The organism is Acidovorax sp., from assembly GCF_022763525.1.
Taxonomy (GTDB): Bacteria; Pseudomonadota; Gammaproteobacteria; order Burkholderiales; family Burkholderiaceae_C; genus Acidovorax.
Genome location: NZ_JALEGG010000204.1, coordinates 21444 through 38898, shown reverse-complemented (window position 1 = coordinate 38898; position 17455 = coordinate 21444). Strand labels below are relative to the sequence as shown.

Annotated in this window: 15 protein-coding genes; 7 read left to right on the top strand and 8 right to left on the bottom strand. The window is 67.0% G+C overall.

Features of this window, described 5'->3' with window-relative positions; all coding sequences use genetic code 11:
- From MRY84_RS16090 to MRY84_RS16080, 3 genes are all read left to right on the top strand, one after another.
- On the top strand, positions 1-241 hold a 241-nt coding region (locus tag MRY84_RS16090; protein WP_291506710.1), incomplete at its 5' end, for an ABC transporter substrate-binding protein.
- A gap of 194 nt (positions 242-435) precedes the next feature.
- Positions 436-927 (top strand): (2Fe-2S)-binding protein, encoded by a 492-nt coding sequence (locus MRY84_RS16085; protein ID WP_291506709.1) that lies wholly within the window; start codon positions 436-438, stop codon positions 925-927.
- On the top strand, positions 924-4664 hold the full coding sequence (locus MRY84_RS16080; RefSeq protein WP_291506708.1) for a molybdopterin cofactor-binding domain-containing protein: 3741 nt from the start codon (positions 924-926) through the stop codon (positions 4662-4664). The genes MRY84_RS16085 and MRY84_RS16080 overlap by 4 nt, the downstream gene beginning before the upstream one ends.
- 364 nt (positions 4665-5028) lie before the next feature.
- On the opposite strand, the gene MRY84_RS16075 is transcribed toward MRY84_RS16080, so the two are convergent.
- The 6 genes from MRY84_RS16075 to MRY84_RS16050 form a co-directional block, all read right to left on the bottom strand.
- Positions 5029-5505 (bottom strand): EVE domain-containing protein, encoded by a 477-nt coding sequence (locus MRY84_RS16075; protein WP_291506713.1) that lies wholly within the window; start codon positions 5503-5505, stop codon positions 5029-5031.
- 71 nt (positions 5506-5576) lie between these two features.
- Positions 5577-6005 (bottom strand): VOC family protein, encoded by a 429-nt coding sequence (locus MRY84_RS16070; protein WP_291506707.1) that lies wholly within the window; start codon positions 6003-6005, stop codon positions 5577-5579.
- Positions 6006-6029: 24 nt separating this feature from the next.
- A complete protein-coding gene (locus MRY84_RS16065) occupies positions 6030-6407 on the bottom strand; it encodes a VOC family protein (protein ID WP_291506706.1) in 378 nt (125 codons plus the stop codon).
- Positions 6408-6732: 325 nt separating this feature from the next.
- Positions 6733-8190, bottom strand: a complete 1458-nt coding sequence (locus tag MRY84_RS16060) for an aldehyde dehydrogenase (protein ID WP_291506705.1) — start codon at positions 8188-8190, stop codon at positions 6733-6735.
- A gap of 50 nt (positions 8191-8240) precedes the next feature.
- Entirely contained in the window at positions 8241-9866 is a 1626-nt protein-coding gene (gene mdlC, locus MRY84_RS16055; RefSeq protein WP_291506704.1) for a benzoylformate decarboxylase, read from the bottom strand.
- A 280-nt stretch (positions 9867-10146) separates the two neighbouring features.
- Positions 10147-11040: a helix-turn-helix domain-containing protein gene (locus MRY84_RS16050; protein ID WP_291506703.1), complete on the bottom strand. Its 894-nt coding sequence runs from the start codon at positions 11038-11040 to the stop codon at positions 10147-10149.
- Between the two features lie 103 nt (positions 11041-11143).
- Here MRY84_RS16050 and pobA point away from each other — a divergent pair, with 103 nt between their 5' ends.
- Together pobA and MRY84_RS16040 are read left to right on the top strand one after the other, a co-directional pair.
- Entirely contained in the window at positions 11144-12316 is a 1173-nt protein-coding gene (gene pobA, locus MRY84_RS16045; protein ID WP_291506702.1) for a 4-hydroxybenzoate 3-monooxygenase, read from the top strand.
- Positions 12317-12645: 329 nt separating this feature from the next.
- Complete coding sequence (locus MRY84_RS16040) at positions 12646-12888, top strand: hypothetical protein (RefSeq protein ID WP_291506714.1); 243 nt, start codon at positions 12646-12648, stop codon at positions 12886-12888.
- A gap of 472 nt (positions 12889-13360) precedes the next feature.
- Here the strand turns inward: MRY84_RS16040 and MRY84_RS16035 are convergent, their stop codons facing one another.
- The gene (locus MRY84_RS16035) at positions 13361-13507 is read right to left on the bottom strand and encodes a hypothetical protein (RefSeq protein WP_291506701.1); all 147 of its coding nucleotides are present in this window, start codon (positions 13505-13507) and stop codon (positions 13361-13363) included.
- Positions 13508-13769: 262 nt separating this feature from the next.
- Here MRY84_RS16035 and MRY84_RS16030 point away from each other — a divergent pair, with 262 nt between their 5' ends.
- Together MRY84_RS16030 and MRY84_RS16025 are read left to right on the top strand one after the other, a co-directional pair.
- A complete protein-coding gene (locus MRY84_RS16030) occupies positions 13770-14561 on the top strand; it encodes a hypothetical protein (RefSeq protein ID WP_291506700.1) in 792 nt (263 codons plus the stop codon).
- A 540-nt stretch (positions 14562-15101) separates the two neighbouring features.
- The gene (locus tag MRY84_RS16025; RefSeq protein ID WP_108499637.1) at positions 15102-15551 is read left to right on the top strand and encodes a carboxymuconolactone decarboxylase family protein; all 450 of its coding nucleotides are present in this window, start codon (positions 15102-15104) and stop codon (positions 15549-15551) included.
- 58 nt (positions 15552-15609) lie between these two features.
- On the opposite strand, the gene MRY84_RS16020 is transcribed toward MRY84_RS16025, so the two are convergent.
- Complete coding sequence (locus tag MRY84_RS16020; RefSeq protein WP_291506712.1) at positions 15610-17328, bottom strand: tannase/feruloyl esterase family alpha/beta hydrolase; 1719 nt, start codon at positions 17326-17328, stop codon at positions 15610-15612.
- Positions 17329-17455 lie beyond the last annotated feature (127 nt).

Sequence of the window (17455 nt, the reverse complement as noted above, 5' to 3'; positions counted from 1 at the left end):
TGCCGGTGAAAAGATCGACAGCTACACCATGCTCGAGGGCTACATCGCCGCGCGCGTGTTTGTGGAGGGGCTCAAGCGCGCGGGCCGCAACCTCACGCGCGAAGGCTTCATCAAGGCCATGGAAGACATGGGCACCACCAAGATCGGCGACTTCCCGCTGCAGTACGGACCGAACAACCACAACGGATCGAACTTTGTGGACCTGGAGATGTACACGCGCAGCGGTAGTCTCAAAAGATAGGGACATGGTGCTACCCCCTGTGGCGCTTCGCGCCTTCCCCCTTCTCTCGCATTGCGGCGCAATGCGGGAAGGGGGACGCCGCCAGCGCGGCGGGGCGGCCCTGGCGCGGCGGCCACTGGTCTGGGCAGCGCGCTCTTCATATGCTGCCGGCGCTACTACGCCATCTGCCGCCCAAGCGTAGGGCCATCCGAGGCATGCAACCAGTCACTTTCGTCAACGGCCAGCCCTGCGCCTTGCCCACCCCCGCGGGCGCCAGCGCCACGCTACTGCACGTGCTGCGCAACGACCTTGCGCTCAACGGTCCCAAATACGGCTGCGGCCTGGGGCAGTGCGGCGCGTGCACGGTGCTGGTGGATGGCGTCGCCGCGCGGGCCTGCGTGATTCCGGCGCAGGGCGTGGCGGGGCGCGAGGTGACCACGCTGGAGGGCCTGCCTGCGCGCTGCGGCCATGTCGACGCTTTGCATCCGGTGCAGCAGGCGTTTGTGGAAGAACAAGCCGCCCAGTGCGGCTACTGCCTGAACGGCATGGTGATGATGGCCGTGGCCCTGCTGGAGCGCAACCCCGACCCCGACGAGGCCGCCATCCGCCGCGAGCTGTCGTCCAACCTGTGCCGCTGCGGCACGCACATCGAGATCATCCGCGCCGTGTTGCGCGCCGCCCTGTTGATGCGCGAGGCCAAGGCATGAGCGCGTCTTCTCCCACGCCGCCGCGCGCCCAGGTGCCGCGCAACCGCGCCGACTTCCATGCTGCCGACGGCGTGCTGCTGGTCGTGCGCAACCCGCCACCCGCGCCGCCCCCCGTCAAGGGCCAGCCCGCGCTGGTGGCCGGCAACCCGGCCGAGGGTGTGGAGATACTCATCGCCGTGTGGGACGACGGCAGCGTCACGGCGCTCAACGGCCATGTGGACCTGGGCACCGGCATCCGCACCGCGCTAACGCAAATCGTGGCCGAAGAGCTGGACGTGCCCCTGCCCTGCGTGCACATGGTGCTGGGCGACACCACCCGCGCGCCCAACCAGGGCGCCACCATTGCCAGCGCTTCCATCCAGATCCACGCCAAACCCCTGCGCGCGGCGGCAGCCCAGGCGCGCCACTGGCTGCTGGCCCGCGCCGCAGAGCGTTTGGGCCTGCCCGCCGAGGCCCTGCGCGTTCACCACGGCCTGGTGCAATGTGCCGACGACCCCAACGTGCGCGTGCGCTATGCGGACCTTCTGGCAGGCCAGCGCACCACGCTGGAGCTGGCCGACGCCACCCCCACCAAGCCCGCCTCGGAGTACACCGTTGTCGGCCAGTCCGTGCCGCGCGTGGACATCCCCGCCAAGGTCAGCGGCGAACTGGTCTTCGTGCACGACATGCGTGTGCCCGGCATGCTGCACGGCCGCGTGGTGCGCCCGCCGTATGCCGGCGCCGACCATGGCGACTTCATCGGCAACACGCTCGAATCGGTGGACCAAAACTCCATCGCCCACATCCCCGGCATCCGCGCCGTGGTCGTGATTCGCGACTTTGTCGGCATCGTGGCCGAGCGCGAGGAGCAGGCCGAGCAAGCCCTGCGTGACTTGAAGGTGCGCTGGAAGGACTGGCCGGGCTTCCCGCGCCAGGACAGCCCCGAGGCCATTGCCCAGGCCATCCGCGCGAACCCCGCCACGCAGCGCCGCCTGGTGGACGAAGGCGACGTGGACGCGGCCCTGGCTGCTGCCGACCAGCCCATGCCGCGCACCTACGTGTGGCCCTACCAGCTGCACGGCTCCATCGGCCCCTCGTGCGCCGTGGCCGAATGGCGGGCGCAGGATGATGGCGCTTGCCGCCCGCGCATGACCGTTTGGGCCGGCACGCAAAACCCCCACGTGCTGCGCGCCGACCTGGCCCGCCTGATGGGCATGGCCGATGTGGACATCGACCTGATCCGCATGGAGGCCGCGGGCTGCTATGGCCGCAATGGTGCCGACGATGTGGCCGCCGACGCCGCGCTGCTCTCGCGCGCCGTGGGCGCCCCTGTGCGCGTGCAGCTCACGCGCGAGCAGGAACATCTGTGGGAGCCCAAGGGCACGGCGCAGCTCATGCAGGTGCGCGGCGGGCTCAATGCCGATGGCTCGGTGGCGGCGTATGACTTTGAAACGTCGTATCCCTCCAACGGCGCGCCCACGCTGGCGCTGCTGCTCACGCGCACCATCGAGCCCACGGCCCAGGCGTATGAAATGGGCGACCGCACGGCCCGCCCGCCGTACCAGTACGACCACCTGCGTGTGGCCGTCAACGACATGCCGCCCATCGTGCGCGCATCCTGGCTGCGCGGCGTGTCGGCCCTGCCCAACTCCTTCGCGCACGAGTCGTATGTGGACGAGCTGGCCACCGCTGCGGGTGTGGACCCGGTGCAGTTCCGCCTGCAGCTGCTGAACGACCCGCGCGCCGCCGAGCTGGTGCGCGCCACCGCCGCCAAGGCTGGCTGGCAGCCGCGCACCGGCCCGCGCCAGGTGGACGCGGGCGGCGACTGGGTGCAGGGCCAGGGCTTTGCTTACGCGCGCTACATCCACAGCAAGTGGCCCGGCTTTGGCGCGGCCTGGGCCGCGTGGGTGGCCGATGTGGACGTGAACCAGCGCACCGGCGAGGTCCACGTGCGCCGCGTGGTGGTGGGGCATGACGCGGGCCTCATGGTGAACCCCGCGGGCGTGGAGCAGCAGGTACACGGCAATGTGCTGCAGACTACGAGCCGGGCACTCAAGGAACAGGTGAGCTTCGAGCCCGTCAAGCAGGCCGTGGACACCCGCGAATGGGGCAGCTACCCCATCCTGAGCTTTCGCGAGGTGCCGGTCATCGAGGTCATGCACATGCCCCGGCAGGACGAAGCCCCGCTGGGCGCGGGCGAATCGTCTTCCGTGCCTGGCACGGCGGCCATTGCCAACGCGATCTTCGACGCCACGGGCGTGCGCTTTCGCGCGCCGCCCTTCACGCCCGAGGTGGTGCGCGCCGGGCTGAACCCGCTCACCGCCGCTGCCGAGGCCGCCGCGGCCGGGGCCGGTGCAGAAGGCACCGCCGCAACGCCCATGCCGCCTGCCGATGTGCTCTCCACACTGGAGCTGCCCGCCCCCACGCTGCCCCCCAATGCCCCCTGGCCGCGCCGCCGCAGCGTGTGGGCGCGGGCTGGCGCGCTGGCGGCCGGTATCTTCGCCGTGGGCGCCGCGCTGCTGGGCTGGCGCCCCGCCATCGCCCCCGTGGTGCAGACGGCGGGAGCTTCGGTTTACAACGCCGCCACCATCGAGCGCGGCCGCATCCTGGCCGCCGCGGGCGACTGCGCCGTGTGCCACACCGCCCCCGGCGGCACGCCCAACACGGGCGGGCGCGCCATGGACACGCCCTTTGGCAAGGTCTACACCACCAACCTCACGCCCGACGCTGAAACAGGCATCGGCCAGTGGTCCTTCAGCGCCTTCCAGCGTGCGATGCGCGAGGGCATCTCGCGCGACGGCCGCCACCTGTACCCAGCGTTTCCGTACACGTCGTTCGCCAAGATGAGCGACGACGACCTCACCGCCCTGTACGCCTACCTCATGGCCCAGCCGGCGGTGCGCGCCGACGTGCCCAAGACCGAGCTCGCCTTCCCCTTCAGCGTGCGCCCGCTCATGGCCGGCTGGAACGCGCTGTTCCACGACGCCACCCCGTTCAAGCCCGACCCGAATCGCCCGCCCGAGTGGAACCGCGGTGCCTACCTGGTGCAGGGCGTGGGCCACTGCGGCGCCTGCCACACGCCGCGCAACGCGCTGGGCGCGGAGCAGGGCGGGGCGGCGTTCCTCTCGGGCGCACTCATCGACGGATGGGAGGCACCCGCGCTCACGGCACTGTCGAAAGCGCCCGTGCCGTGGAGCACCGAGTCGCTCTACCGCTACCTGCGCCACGGCCACAGCCCCGAGCACGGCAGTGCCTCGGGCCCCATGGCGCCCGTGGTGCGCGAGCTGGCCCAGCTGCCGGACGACGACATCCGGGCCATGGCGAGTTACCTGGTGTCCTTCCAGGCGGAACCGGCAGCGAAGAATGTCCTGCAGGCGCGCGCCACCACCATCGTGGCCCAGGCCGCCGCACTCGCGCCGCAGCCCGGCGCGGCCCAGCGCCTGTTCAACGGCGCTTGCGCCGCCTGCCACCACGACGGTGACGGGCCCCAGCTGCTGGGCGTGAACATCCCGCTCGCGCTCAACACCAACCTGCACAGCGACCGGCCCGACAACCTGCTGCAGGTCATCGTGCACGGCATCCGCGAGCCGGCCGCGCGCGACATCGGCTTCATGCCCGCGTTCGGCCCTGCGCTCAGCGATGCGCAGATCACCGAACTGGCGCACTACCTGCGCCAGCGCTACGCGCCGGGTCGGCCGGCGTGGAGCGATGTGCCCGAGGCGCTGGCGCGTGTGCGGGTCGGCCCCGCGCATCCTTGAAGCATTTTGAGGCTCTAGCGCTTGCAGAATAAGCGCAACCAGCTATCAAAAGAGAAGCATTTCCGCGCCAAGCACTCCGTCGGCGCGGTTCCTGGTACCGCAAAAAGGCGGCCATCGCCCCGCCTCATTGCCCCGCTGCCCGCAGCGCTGAGCTGGCACAGTGGCACGCGCCGGGCGACCGGCTCCCTGCCTCACCACAGTTCATGCTGGAGGACACCATGACCGCTGTCGAATTGGAAATCCATCGGATCGTGCAGCGATGGCTGCGCGAGGGCTATGCCGCCCTGACCGCGGCCCAGCGCCGCACCGTCGAAGCGTTGATGGCCGTGTGCTGAGGGACCCCGCAGCGCGGGCGGCCCAGGCTCTACGCAAGATCCAGCGCCCGCGTGTCGGCCTGCATCGCCCGTGCAATCAGCCGCATGTCGTGGTCGCTGACGGCGAACAGCCCGAAGCGGAACTTGGCGCCCCACCGCGTGCGGTCTTCCACAAACTCCAGGCTGTCCAGCAGCGGCGCAATCGGCGCGTCCTGCGCGGGCACATAAGCCACGTCCTTGCGGAAGGGCACGAACCCGCCGCCCATGTCAAACGCGTACGGCTCGCCGGGCTGTGCGATGCCGATCGACACAAACGCCTGCAATCGGTCCTTGCCGCCCATCGTGACCGTGGGCGCGTAGTAGGCCACGCGGTCCCCAGCCTGCACGCGCCGCAGCGGCGCTGCCTTGCCGTGGCACACCTGCATGAAGCCGGTCCCTGGCGTGGCGCAGCCCCGGCGGGCGTGCTGGGCGCTGGCCACGGCGATCCAGTTGCGCCGCAGCGGGTGGGGCGCGGACGGGGCCGCCATGGCGCTCGTGCGCGCGATGGGAGCAACGGCGCCCGCGTCCTGCCACAGGGCCTGCTGTTGCATGGAGCCGGTCAGAACGTCACCTTGACCGAGGGCGCGCTGCGCTGCGCCTCGCCGTGGAACACCGCTTCGATGTTGTTGCCGTCCGGGTCCAGCACAAACGCGGCGTAGTAGCCGGGGTGGTAGGGCCGCTCGCCCGGCGCACCGTTGTCCTTGCCGCCATGGGCCAGGGCGGCTTTGTAGAACGCCTCCACCATCGCCCGGTCCTGTGCCTGGAAGGCCAGGTGGTGCCGCCCGGTGAGGTGCCCTTGCGCGGCCACGCTGTCGGCGGTGGAGATGAACAGCTCATCCGCCCAGAAGTAGTCCTCGGCGGTGCCACCCATTGGCACATTCAGGGCTTCGAATACGGCCGCGTAAAACGTGCGGCTCGCGGCCAGATCGCGCACGACCAGCTGGATGTGGTCGATGAGCCGGCCACGGTGCAGTTCCTGTGTTTCCATGGAATCTCCTTTCGGGTGTCGAGATCAGTTGGGCGCATGCAACCCGACGCGGTTGCCGTCCAGGTCCTGGATGTGGGCAAAGAAGCCCATGCCCGGCGGCAGCGCTTGGCGCGGCAGGGCCACGCGGCCGCCCTGGGCCACCGCGCGTTCCAGCGCCGCGTCGAGCGAGGGCGAGGCGTCCAGGTAGACCAGTGTGCCGCTGTCCGATACCCGCGGCGCCGTTGGGCCCATCATCAGCGCGCCGCCCGCGCCATCAGCTTCGGGGTCATAGGCAAACACGGCGCCTTCGCTGGGCCCCATGGCCTCGCGCCGCATGGGCTGGCCCAGCACGGCTTCGTAAAAGGCTTGGGCGCGGTCCAGCTGGGTGGTGGGGATTTCAAACCAGGCGATGGCGTTCTTCATGAAAGGCTCCTGTCGTTCAACGAGTGATGGAAAGAAAGAAGCCGTGATGGTGATTGGGGGCTGCTGACAGCGGCGTGTCAGCAGGAGGCATCAACGTCCCATGCCGGTATTTGGACGCGAGAACCTCCGGCCACCGCTCCCGGGGCGGCACGCCATCCGCTCCTGAAAGAGCGGCAGAAGCAGCCGCTTCATTGGCGCCTCGGGATCACGCGATGCCCCCGGGCCAACACGCTGGCCAGACACCGTGAAAGGGCGACAGCGCCAGAGCCGAGAGGAAGGGCCGGGATCACGCAAGTCCAGCTCAACGCATCCGGCCGCCAGCACGTCAGAACGGGTAGTGCCGGGCCGTGGTCTGCACCGTGATCCAGCGCAGATCGGTGAAGGCTTCGATGCCGGCGCGCCCGCCAAAGCGGCCCCAGCCACTGGCCTTGACGCCGCCAAACGGCATCTGGGCTTCGTCGTGCACGGTGGGGCCGTTGATGTGGCAGATGCCGGATTCGATGCGCTGCGCCACGCGCCAGCCGCGCGCGGTGTCGGCAGTGAATACGGCGGCCGACAGGCCGAAGGCGTTGTCATTGGCGCAGGCGATGGCGGCTTCCTCGCCGTCCACCCGCACGATGGCCTTCACGGGCGCAAAGGTTTCCTCGCTGTAGATGCGCATGGCCGCGGTCACGTTGTCCAGCAGGGTGGCGGGCATGAGCGTATTGTCGGCCTTGCCGCCGCACACCAGCTTGGCGCCCTTGGCCAGGGCATCGTCGATGAGCTCGTTGACGCGGCGCACCGTGCGCATGTCCACCACCGAGCCCAGCACCACCGGCCCCTTGCGCGGGTCGCCCAGCGGCAGGGCCTGGGCCTTGGCGGCCAGCCTGGATACGAAGGCATCGGCGATCTTCTGGTCCACCACGATGCGCTCGGTGGACATGCAGATCTGCCCGGAATTGGCAAAGGCGCCAAATGCTGCGCCGTTGACGGCCGCATCCAGGTCGGCATCGTCCAGCACCAGCAGCGGGGCCTTGCCCCCCAGCTCCAGCACCGACGGCTTGAGGTGAAACGCGCAGCGCGCGGCGATGATGCGCCCCACGTGGGTCGAGCCCGTGAAGTTCACGCGCTTGACAGCCGGGTGCGAGACCATGGCTTCCACCACCTCGGCGGCGTCCTCGGGCGCGTTGGTCACAAAGTTGACCACGCCGGGCGGCAGCCCCGCCTCTTGCAGGGCCTGGATGATGAGCCCGTGCGTGGCGGGGCACAGCTCGCTGCCCTTGAGCACCACGGTGTTGCCGCAAGCCAGCGGCACAGCCACGGCGCGCACGCCCAGGATCACCGGCGCGTTCCACGGCGCCATGCCCAGTACCACGCCAGCGGCCTGCCGCGTGCCCATTGCCAAGCTGCCGGGCACGTTCGATGGGATGACCTCGCCGCTGATCTGGGTGGTCAGCGCGGCCGCCTCCACCAGCATGTCCGCGGCCAGGTGCACGTTGAAGCCGGCCCAGATGCCGGAAGCGCCGATCTCCGAAGCCATGGCGGCAGTGAAATCCGCGGCCTTGGCTTCGAGGGACTGTGCGGCCTTGAGCAGCAGCGCGCGGCGCTCCCCGGGCGCTGTCTGCGACCAGGCCGGAAAAGCTGCAGCGGCGGCCTCCACGGCCGCTACTGCGTCCTGCGGCGTGGCGGCAGGGGCCGTGGTGGCGACCTCCCCATCCAGCGGGTTGGTGCGCGTGAAGGTGACGCCGTTGCTGGCGGCACGGGCCTGGCCATTGATCAGCATGGTGATGGTGTTGTTGCTCATGTCATGTCTCCTGGTTGATGTGTTGGGTGTTCAAAAGCCCGGCGCCGGGGTCAGGCAACCACCAGCTCGATCAGGCAGGGGCCTGGGGCGTTGAGGGCGGCGCGGAGGTCTTCTGCCAGCCGCGAAGGGTCGTCGGCCCGCGTGGCTTCCATGCCCTGGCCGCGCGCCAGCGATACAAAGTCGAGCTCGGGCAGGTCCGTGCCGGCGGGCTTCTCGCCCGGGGCGAAGCCAAACACCGGCGCGAAGTCCTGCAAGGCCGCATAGCGTCGGTTATTGAGGATCACGAAGGTGATGGGCAGGGCCAGCTGCGCGGCGGTGTACAGCGCCTGGATGGAGTACATGCTGGAGCCGTCGCCGATGAGCGCGATGGTGCGCCCCTTCAAGCCCATGCGCTGGCGGCCCAGCGCCAGGCCCACCGCCGCCGGCATGCCGTAGCCCAGGCCGCCGCTGGCCATGGTGTAGAAGCTGCCTGGCCCCGCCATGGGCAGCCGCGCCTGCATCACGCCGCGCGAGCCCGGGGCCTCTTCCACCACCACGTCCTCTTCGCGGCGTACCACGTTGAGCACCTGGAGGGCATAGGCGACCTCCATGGGGCTGCTGGCGGCTGCGGGCTCCGGCCGCGCAGCCGCCGCGGGCAGCGGGCGCTGCGGTGGGTTGCATGCCTGCAGCAATGCACCCACTGCCAGGTGCAGGCTCGCCACCAGGCTGTTGCCGAAGGGCGTCCAGGCCGCCATCTGCGGGTCGTCCACGATCTGCCAGAGCGCGGCGCCTTGGGGAAGGTGCGGCCCCTGCCCTTCGACGTGGTACAGAAACGCGGGCGCCCCCAGCACCAGCACCAAGTCATGCCCCGCGAGTTTCTCGACAATGCGCTCGCGCATGGCGGGCAGGAAGCCGCCAAAGAAGCGGTGGGTTTCCGGAAACGCGCAGCGCGCGCTCATGGGTGCGGTGTACACCGGCGCTCGGTGGCGCTCGGCCAGCTGCACCAGCAAGTCCATCGCGCCGTCACGGTCCACCCCCGTGCCCGCCACGATGGCCGGGCGGCGTGCGCTGTTGAGCGCATCGGCCACCTGGCACAGCACGGCGGGGTCGGGTGCCATGCTGCGGCTGACCTGGCGCGGCTCCACATGGTCTGCGGGTTGATCCCAGTCGTCTGCAGGGATGGACACGAACACCGGCCCGCGGGGCGCCTGCATCGCCACGTGATAGGCCCGCGCCAGGGCCCGGGGCACGTCTTCGGCCCGTGCGGGTTCGCACGCCCACTTCACATAGGGCTTGGGCAGGTCGGTGGCCTGCATGGCCGAGAGGAACGGGTCAAACGGCAGGATGGAGCGCGCCTGCTGGCCGGCGGTGACGATGAGCGGCGTTTGGTTCTTGAACGCCGTGAAGATGTTGCCCATGGCGTGGCCCACCCCCGCTGCGGAGTGCAGGTTCACCAGCGCGGCGTTGCCCGTGGCCTGCGCATAGCCGTCGGCCATGCCCACCACCACCGACTCCTGCAAACCCAGCACGTAACGGAAGTCGCTCGGGAAGTCGCGGAACATGGGCAGCTCGGTAGAGCCGGGGTTGCCGAACACCGTGTCGATGTGCAGGTGGCGCAGCAAGCGCAGCACGGCTTCACGCACGGTAGGGCGAGGGGTTGGGGCGGGGCTGGTGTTGGACGAAGAGGAGAGGGTCATGGCGGGGCCTGATTCAGACACGCGCAGTGTCAAACCCCCCAGAAAATTCGGCAATAGGATGAGCGTACTAAGTAATATGCCTGCAACTTATATCGATGGCGGGCCTGGATCTCACCCTCATTCCTTGCGCTGGAGCCGCAGTGGCCCTGAAGACCCGTCCATGAGATAGGCCCAGGGCCGCCGCTGGCCGAACGCTTCCAGGAGCCGGCGTTGGGGCCGGCCGCGCTGCCTTAAGCCTCCGCCGCCGAGACCTGGTGCCGCTGCCGTGGCCGGATGCTGTTCAGCCGCGTGAGTCGGGCACGCCCGCCGGCCCCGACGCCGCCACCTGGGCGCGGAATGCACGCGGTGACAGCCCCGCATCGCGGGTGAACGCGCGCGTGAAGTAGGCCGGGTCGGCATAGCCCAGCGTGTATGCAATGGTGGCCACGCCCAGGTGCGTGTAGGCCAGGTTGCGCCGCGCCTCGCGCATCAGGCGCGCCTCGATCAGCCGTTGGGCAGACACGCCCGTGGTGGCCCGTGCCACGCGGCTCAGGTGCGTGGGCGACACGGCCAGCGCCCGCGCGTAGTCGGCCACCTGCCAGTGCTCCAGAAAATGCGCTTCGATCAGGGCCTCCAGCCGCTGCACCAGGCTGGATTCGGGCGCTGCGGTATCGACGGCGCTGTGGTCTTCCATGGCCCGCGCCACCCAGCCCAGCAGCGTGGCGCTCAGGCCGCGCAGTACCAGCGCCCGCGCCTTGCCCCGGCCCGAAAACTCGGCCCACACCTGGGCCATCGCCTGGTGCAGCTCGGGCGTGGCGGGCGCCACGGCGGGCCGCGCCAAGTCGCGCCGCACATCGCCCACGCGCACCAGGATCTCGTCCATCAGCTCATCGGCCAGCGTGGCTACCCAGCCCTCGGTGTGCTGCGTGAAGCGAAACGCGTGCACATGCCCGGCCGGCACATTGATGAGCGCGCCGGGGAAGAGCGCGTGCTTTTCTCCGTCCAGGTGCGCCACCCCGCCGCCGGACTGCACCAGCAGCACCTGGTGCAGCCGCGTGTGCCGGTGGGGCGCCAGCTCCCAGTCGTGCAGCACCGAGCGCGCGGCAATCGTCTCGCAGTGCAGCACATCGGGCAGGTGCTGCGACTCGCCGAACAAGCTGTACGACTGGATGCCTTCGATGTTCGAAAAGTGCATGTTCTGGATCAATTTGCCCATTCAAGCCGGCGACTGTGCCACGTATCTTTGCCAGGCCCGTTTGATCAAGGTCATGAACCACCCCACACGCAAGGAGACATCCATGAAAACCCAGGTTTGCATCATCGGCGGAGGCCCCTCGGGCCTCATGCTCTCGCAGCTCTTGCACCTCAAGGGCATTGAAACCGTCGTGCTGGAGCGCCAAAGCCGCGAATACGTGCTGGGCCGCATCCGCGCCGGCGTGCTCGAGCACGGCTTTGCCGCGCTGATGCGCGAGGCCCAGTGCGGCGAGCGCATGGACCGCGAAGGCGAGATCCACGACGGCTTCATCATCGCCCACGACGGCAAGATGGACCGGGTCGATTTGCACAAGTACAGCGGCGGCAGTTCCGTGGTCGTCTACGGCCAGACCGAGCTGACGCGTGACCTGTACGAAGCGCGCGACCGCATGAAGGGCATCGTCATCCACAACGCCGAAGACGTGCAGCCCCACGACCTGAAAAGCGCCACCCCGTATGTGACGTACCGCAAGGGCGACGAAGTGGTGCGCATCGACTGCGACTTCGTCATCGGCGCCGACGGCTTCCACGGCGTCAGCCGCAAGTCCATCCCGCGCGACGTGCTCAAGGAATATGAAAAGGTGTACCCCTTCGGCTGGCTGGGCGTGCTCTCGCGCACCAAGCCCGTCTCGCCCGAGCTGATCTACGCCAAGCACGAACGCGGCTTTGCGCTGTGCTCGCTGCGCTCGCAGGTGCTGAGCCGCTACTACATCCAGGTGCCGCTGACCGACACGGTGGAAGACTGGTCTGACGAAGCCTTCTGGGCCGAACTCAAGCGCCGCCTGCCCGCCGAAGTGGCCGAGCGCCTTATCACCGGCCCCTCCATCGAAAAGTCCATCGCCCCCCTGCGCTCCTTCGTGGCCGAGCCCATGCGCTACGGCAATCTGTTCCTCGCCGGCGACGCCGCCCACATCGTGCCGCCCACCGGCGCACGGGGCCTGAACAGCGCGGCATCGGACATCTACTACCTGTACCACGCCATGGTCGCGCACTACAAGAATGGCGATAGCACCGGCCTCGACAAATACTCCGAGAAGGCCCTGGCCCGCGTGTGGAAGGCCCAGCGCTTCTCGTGGTGGATGACGACCATGCTGCACACTTTCCCCGAGTCGCTGGCGTATGACCAGAAGCTGCAGGACACGGACCTGGCGTACCTGTTCTCGTCCGAGAAGGCGCTGGGCTCGCTGGCAGAGAACTACGTGGGGTTGCCGTTCTGAGCGCCCGGCATTAGCACTGCCACCCCATCCAAGCCCTGCATGGGGTTCTCTCATGCAGGCCTTTTGTGTGTGCGGTCGGCGTTGTGTGCAAGTGGCGCTCCGTCTGCTCACGCGGCGCGCCCTACGGCCTGCGCACTGCGGCTCCATGCAGCCCTCATGACAATGCCACTTTTCATTCAGCCGCCCTGCACGGCAATTGCCATCTGCTACGGAAAATTTAGGCAGAACTGATGCTTACGCCCGCACAGCAGGCCCGATAGCATCGCCCCAAGTTTTCAGATCATTGGCCCCGTGCTGTCGATGTGCAAATCGACGATGACTTGAACACGATGAAGCTGCTGACGCAGCGTTTTGAGGCGCTGCACTGGACGGTAGTGGGCGCCCATCAGCAACCAGGAAAGCCATCACAAATGGATTGGGTCCCGATAGTCTTCATCACCTTCAAGGTGCTCGTGTTTGGCACCTGCATGTTCTACGCCATCAAGTGGCATCACGATCAAGGGAAGAAGGCGAAAGAAGAAGCCAGCAGATTGCAGACACCGGCTGAACGCACGCCGGGCACGGCGGAGTAGACGACTGACGCCCTGCGATGGTCGGCGGTGCATCAGACTTCTAACTGACTGCACCACACCGTGGTGGTGCGCTACCAAAACGGCGATCGTGCGGGGCTCGACAAATACTCCGAAAAGGCTCTGAACCGCGTGTGGGGGCCCGCGCTTCTCGTGGAGGTATGGCGACCGTGCTGCGCAGTGTCCCCTATTCGCTTGCTCACGACCAGAAGCTGCAGGACGCTGACCTAGCGTATTTGTTCTCCTCGAAGAACGCGCTGCGGTCGTTGGCGGAGAACTATGCGGGGTTGCCGTTTTGATCAGCGGGACGAGAGAAAACGGCACCTGCAGGCAGTTTGACTGGACGCCGGATCGCCATCCTCTGGGTGCTTATGCAGGTAAAAAAGCCCCTGGCGCCAAAGGCGACCAGGGGCTAAACTCTAGGTCTCCATCCCCATGGAGAGAAGAGTTGGATGAGCAGCCGACTGTACGGAGCTTACTTGCTTACCGGAACGATAAGCGGGAAGGCCCGCTTGCCGATCTGGCGCGCATAGAGCTTAGTGCCGTTCTTGAGGGTGATCCACGGACGGAAAACCAGTTGATATCCCTCAGGGATCGGCAGTTGCAGCTTCAGTTGCGTCATTCATACTCACCTCCTTTCTGCCGTCTCGACGGCGGTTAGGTTGAATAGGATCGGGCTGCTCGCCCACCTGCTAAGGCCCTCGTAGCGTCTTTCCGCCAAGAACGATTCGCAACGAGGGCCTTTTCTTTTCCCCTCTAAAACCTTTGAGGGGTGGCGAGATCATAGCGCCCCAAGTTGCTTGATGCAACGACAATTTAGATAAAAGTTGACTTATCGTGCGTTAAATGGAAAATATCGCCAAACAACTGAAAAGGAGCGCGATATGGCAACCAAGGCGCGAAGCCCGAACTACCCGCAAATCAGTTTGGTCAGAGCTATCGATCTGACCGCGAAGCTTTACGACAAGGCGCACACACACAAGGCGAGCTCCGCAGTTGTGGCCAGTGCGCTTGGATACACTGGGCTTAACGGCGCATCGCAGGGGGTGATTTCGGCTCTTAAGAAGTACGGGCTGATCGAAGGCGTTGGCGATAGTGAGTTCAAGGTCAGCAAGGATGGTCTGACTATCGTCGTTGACCCCAAGAGCTCAACCGAACGCGCTACTGCCATCCTGCGGGCAGCGTTCCGTCCATCGCTTTTTGCGGAACTTCGCGCGGAATATGGCGATAAGCCTCCCAAGTCCGATGACTTTTTACGCGCTTTCCTGCTTAAGAGAGGGTTCGTTCAGAGCGTTGTCGATACGCCCATTCGCACGTATCGTGAAACTATGGAACTAGTAGAGGTAGCCCAGCGCGTGCTTGGCGAGGCTGCTCAGGGTCAGGGGCCACGCGTAGCTTTTGAGGAAGAGGAAGAAGAGGAGGAGGAAGAGGGGCCGGACATGAGCAATGCTCCTCCCCGTACGGTAATGCAAGCGGCTGCTGCCCCCGCTGCGCCTTCGGTGGTAGTGGTGCCCCAATCCCAAATGGGAGACATCGTCAATGATGTCTACAAGCTGCCAGACGGGCGTGCCTTTGTGCTGAGTTGGCCAGCCAAAATTACAGCCGATGAGTACGAAGATTTTGAGGCGTGGATTTTGCTGCTGCAGAGAAAGCTCAAGCGACAGATTGAGCCATGAAGTGACGTTCACCGAAAGGGTGGAGGCCACGATACGAAAGCTAGTTGCGCACGACGTTGGTGTTCAGGCTGTGCATGACGGCCAAGGCCACGGCCGAGGGGGACGGCTTCGCTGGTGAATAACCCCGGGGCGCGCCTGCGAACTCAATAAAGAGGTTCCAAGAGCTATCTCCTTATAAGGAAAAGCCCGGCACACGTCGGGCTTCGCACTTTCAATCCTCCATCACTTGCAGCTAAAACTGCTTCACTCTTCACATCCCCCGTGCCGTTGTAGCGCGCCCCCTTTGGGGTACAAACACAGCGGCCGGGTGCGGTTGGCAGAGCAGCTCCCAGGCAACACGGTGTTGACCCCATGGGCTCCTGCGCCGCATGCCTTCGCCGTCATGCTGCCGAGCACTTCACCTTCTTTCTTCCCAGGCGGCCTTAGCGACGTCCTCACCCATTTCTCCACCATCTGTCACAGCCCCCTCACATCACACGTCTTGTTAGCAGGAGGTCGATATCGCCCTCCGCCCAACATTCAACGTGAAGGAACTGCTGTATGAATCGCGCTGTCTGGTTCAACGTATCGCCCGAGGGGGCCAAGGCCATCGGGACGCTGCATCACTTTGTCACCCAGGACACAGGCCTGCCTAGCTTGCTGACGCACCTGGTCTTTCTGCGCGTGTCGCAGATCAACGGGTGCGCGCACTGCATTGACATCCACACGCGCGACCTGCTGGCCGAAGGCATGTCTGTGGAGAAGGTGGTGCTGGTTCCTGTGTGGCATGAGGCGGCGTATTTGTTCTCTGAGCAGGAGCGCGCTGCGCTGGCCTGGGCCGAGGAAGTGACCCGCGTGAGCGAGACCCATGCCTCTGATGAGGCCTATGCGGCCGCACTGGCCGTGTTTGGCGAGAAGGACCTGGTGGACCTGACGCTCACGATTGCCACCATGAATGCCATCAACCGCATGGGCGTCAGCTTTCGCATGAAGCCTCGCGCCAAGGCGTAAAAGGAAAAGAAAAGAGGAAGCCCCGCTTGCGCTGGGCTTCCCGCTTTTCAAGCGCCCATCACTTGCAGCTGAAACTGCTTGCGCTCTCCACATCCCCCGTGCCGTTGTAGCGCGCCACCTTGGGGTACACACACAGCGGCCGAGTGCGGTTGGCAGACCAGCTGGCGGGCAGCTCGGCATTCACCACATTGGCGCCTGCACCGCGTGCCTTGGCCGTCACGCTGTCGGGGGCCTTGCCTTGTTCCACCCAGGCGACCAGCGGGGCCAGCATGTCGAACTGGTCGGTGGCGGGGCCGCCGGAGCAGTGGTTCATGCCGGGCACCAGGAACAGGCGGGCAAAGTCGTTGGCCCGGCCGTTGTGATTGGCCTGCAGGCGGTCCATCCAGTGGGCGGTGTCCATGGGCGAGAACACGCCGTCGGCCACGCCGTGGAAGACGATCATCTTGGCGCCGCGGTTCTTCAGCGCGCTCAGGTCGGTCTCGTTGGGCGGGGTCATGTACGACCAGGGGGACTCGGTGTACGTGGCGTTGGTGGCGAACATCTTGGGGTAGTCCGTCTCCATGCTGAAGTTCAGTGCGTACTGCATGCCCGGCGTGGCGGTGAAGGCCCCCACGCTGGCGGGCGGCGGCGAGCTGAAGAGGAAAGCCACCGCGCCTGCATCGCGCGTGGCGGGCATGGTGAAGTGCCACATCGCAAAGTTGGCACCGGCCACGCCTGGGTCGAACCATGTGCCGGTGTACAGCGCTTCGCCCTTGCTGTTCTTGGGGCCGGCAAAGATGCTGGCCAGCACGTTCTTTTGTGCGCTGCTGATGCAGCTGCCGTCGCGCGCGCCGGTGCAGGTGGGTACATCGGTCTGCAGGTTGAACGTGGCCTGGCAGGCTGCCACGTCGTTCACCTGGCCGTCTGCTGCGCCGTCCAGCGCGTCGCATTTGGCGGTGATGGCGTTTCCGATGAGCTTGAACTCGGCAGGGGTCACGGCCGAGGTCAGGTCGGGCAGGCCCGCGCTGTCGGTGGTGGTGCTGATCTTGGCGTATTGCTGGGCCTTCCACAGCTGGGTGGTGGCGGCCTTGGGCAGGTGAAAGCCGGGGTTGCCCGCCAGGATGCCGTCGTACTGGTCGGCATAGCGCGATGCGCCCACCATGGCGTGGCGGCCGCCGTTGGAGCAGCCTGCCAGGTAAGAGCGGTCGGGTGCCTTGCCATAGGCGCCCTTGATGAGGTTTTTGGCCATGGGCGTGAGCGTGCCCACGGCCTGGTAGCCGTAGTCGAGGCGGGCCTGCGGGTCCAGCCCGAAGAAGGGCGTAGGGGCGCCGTGGCCTGCGTCGGAGCTGAGCACCGCAAAGCCTTGCACCAGGCCGGGCGCCAGGGGTGCGGCGCCACTGACCGAGCCCAGCGCGGTCACCACGCTGCCGTCCACTCCGCCGTTGGCCTGGTGCAGGAAGCGGCCGTTCCACTCGACGGGCAGGCGCATCTCAAAGCCGATGGCGTAGCTGGCGCCGTCCACGGGGCCGGTGCGCTCCTTCATCTTGCCTTTGACGAGGCAGTGCGCGGGCACCTGGGTGGTCACGTTTTGCACGGTGATGGGGCCTGCGGGCACCTGCTCGGCCGAGGTGATGCGCGTGTCGGGCAGTGCCAGGCCGCTTGCCAGCGTGGCGCACGACTGCAGGGTGGCCGGGGTGGCGGCGGAGAGCTGGGGCAGCGCGGCATCGGACGAGCCGCCGCAGCCCATGAGCAGGGCAGCGGCTGCAGCCGAGAGTGCCAGGGGCGGGGTAGCACGCATCTGGTTTTTTCTCATCTTCAAGCGCATGGTGTTGTCTCCTGTGGTGTTTCGAGGCGCAGGAAAGCCCTCAGCGCGGCCTCAACACGCTGTGGGTGGGAGAACGGCGGAAAGTGAATTTGCTACTGAA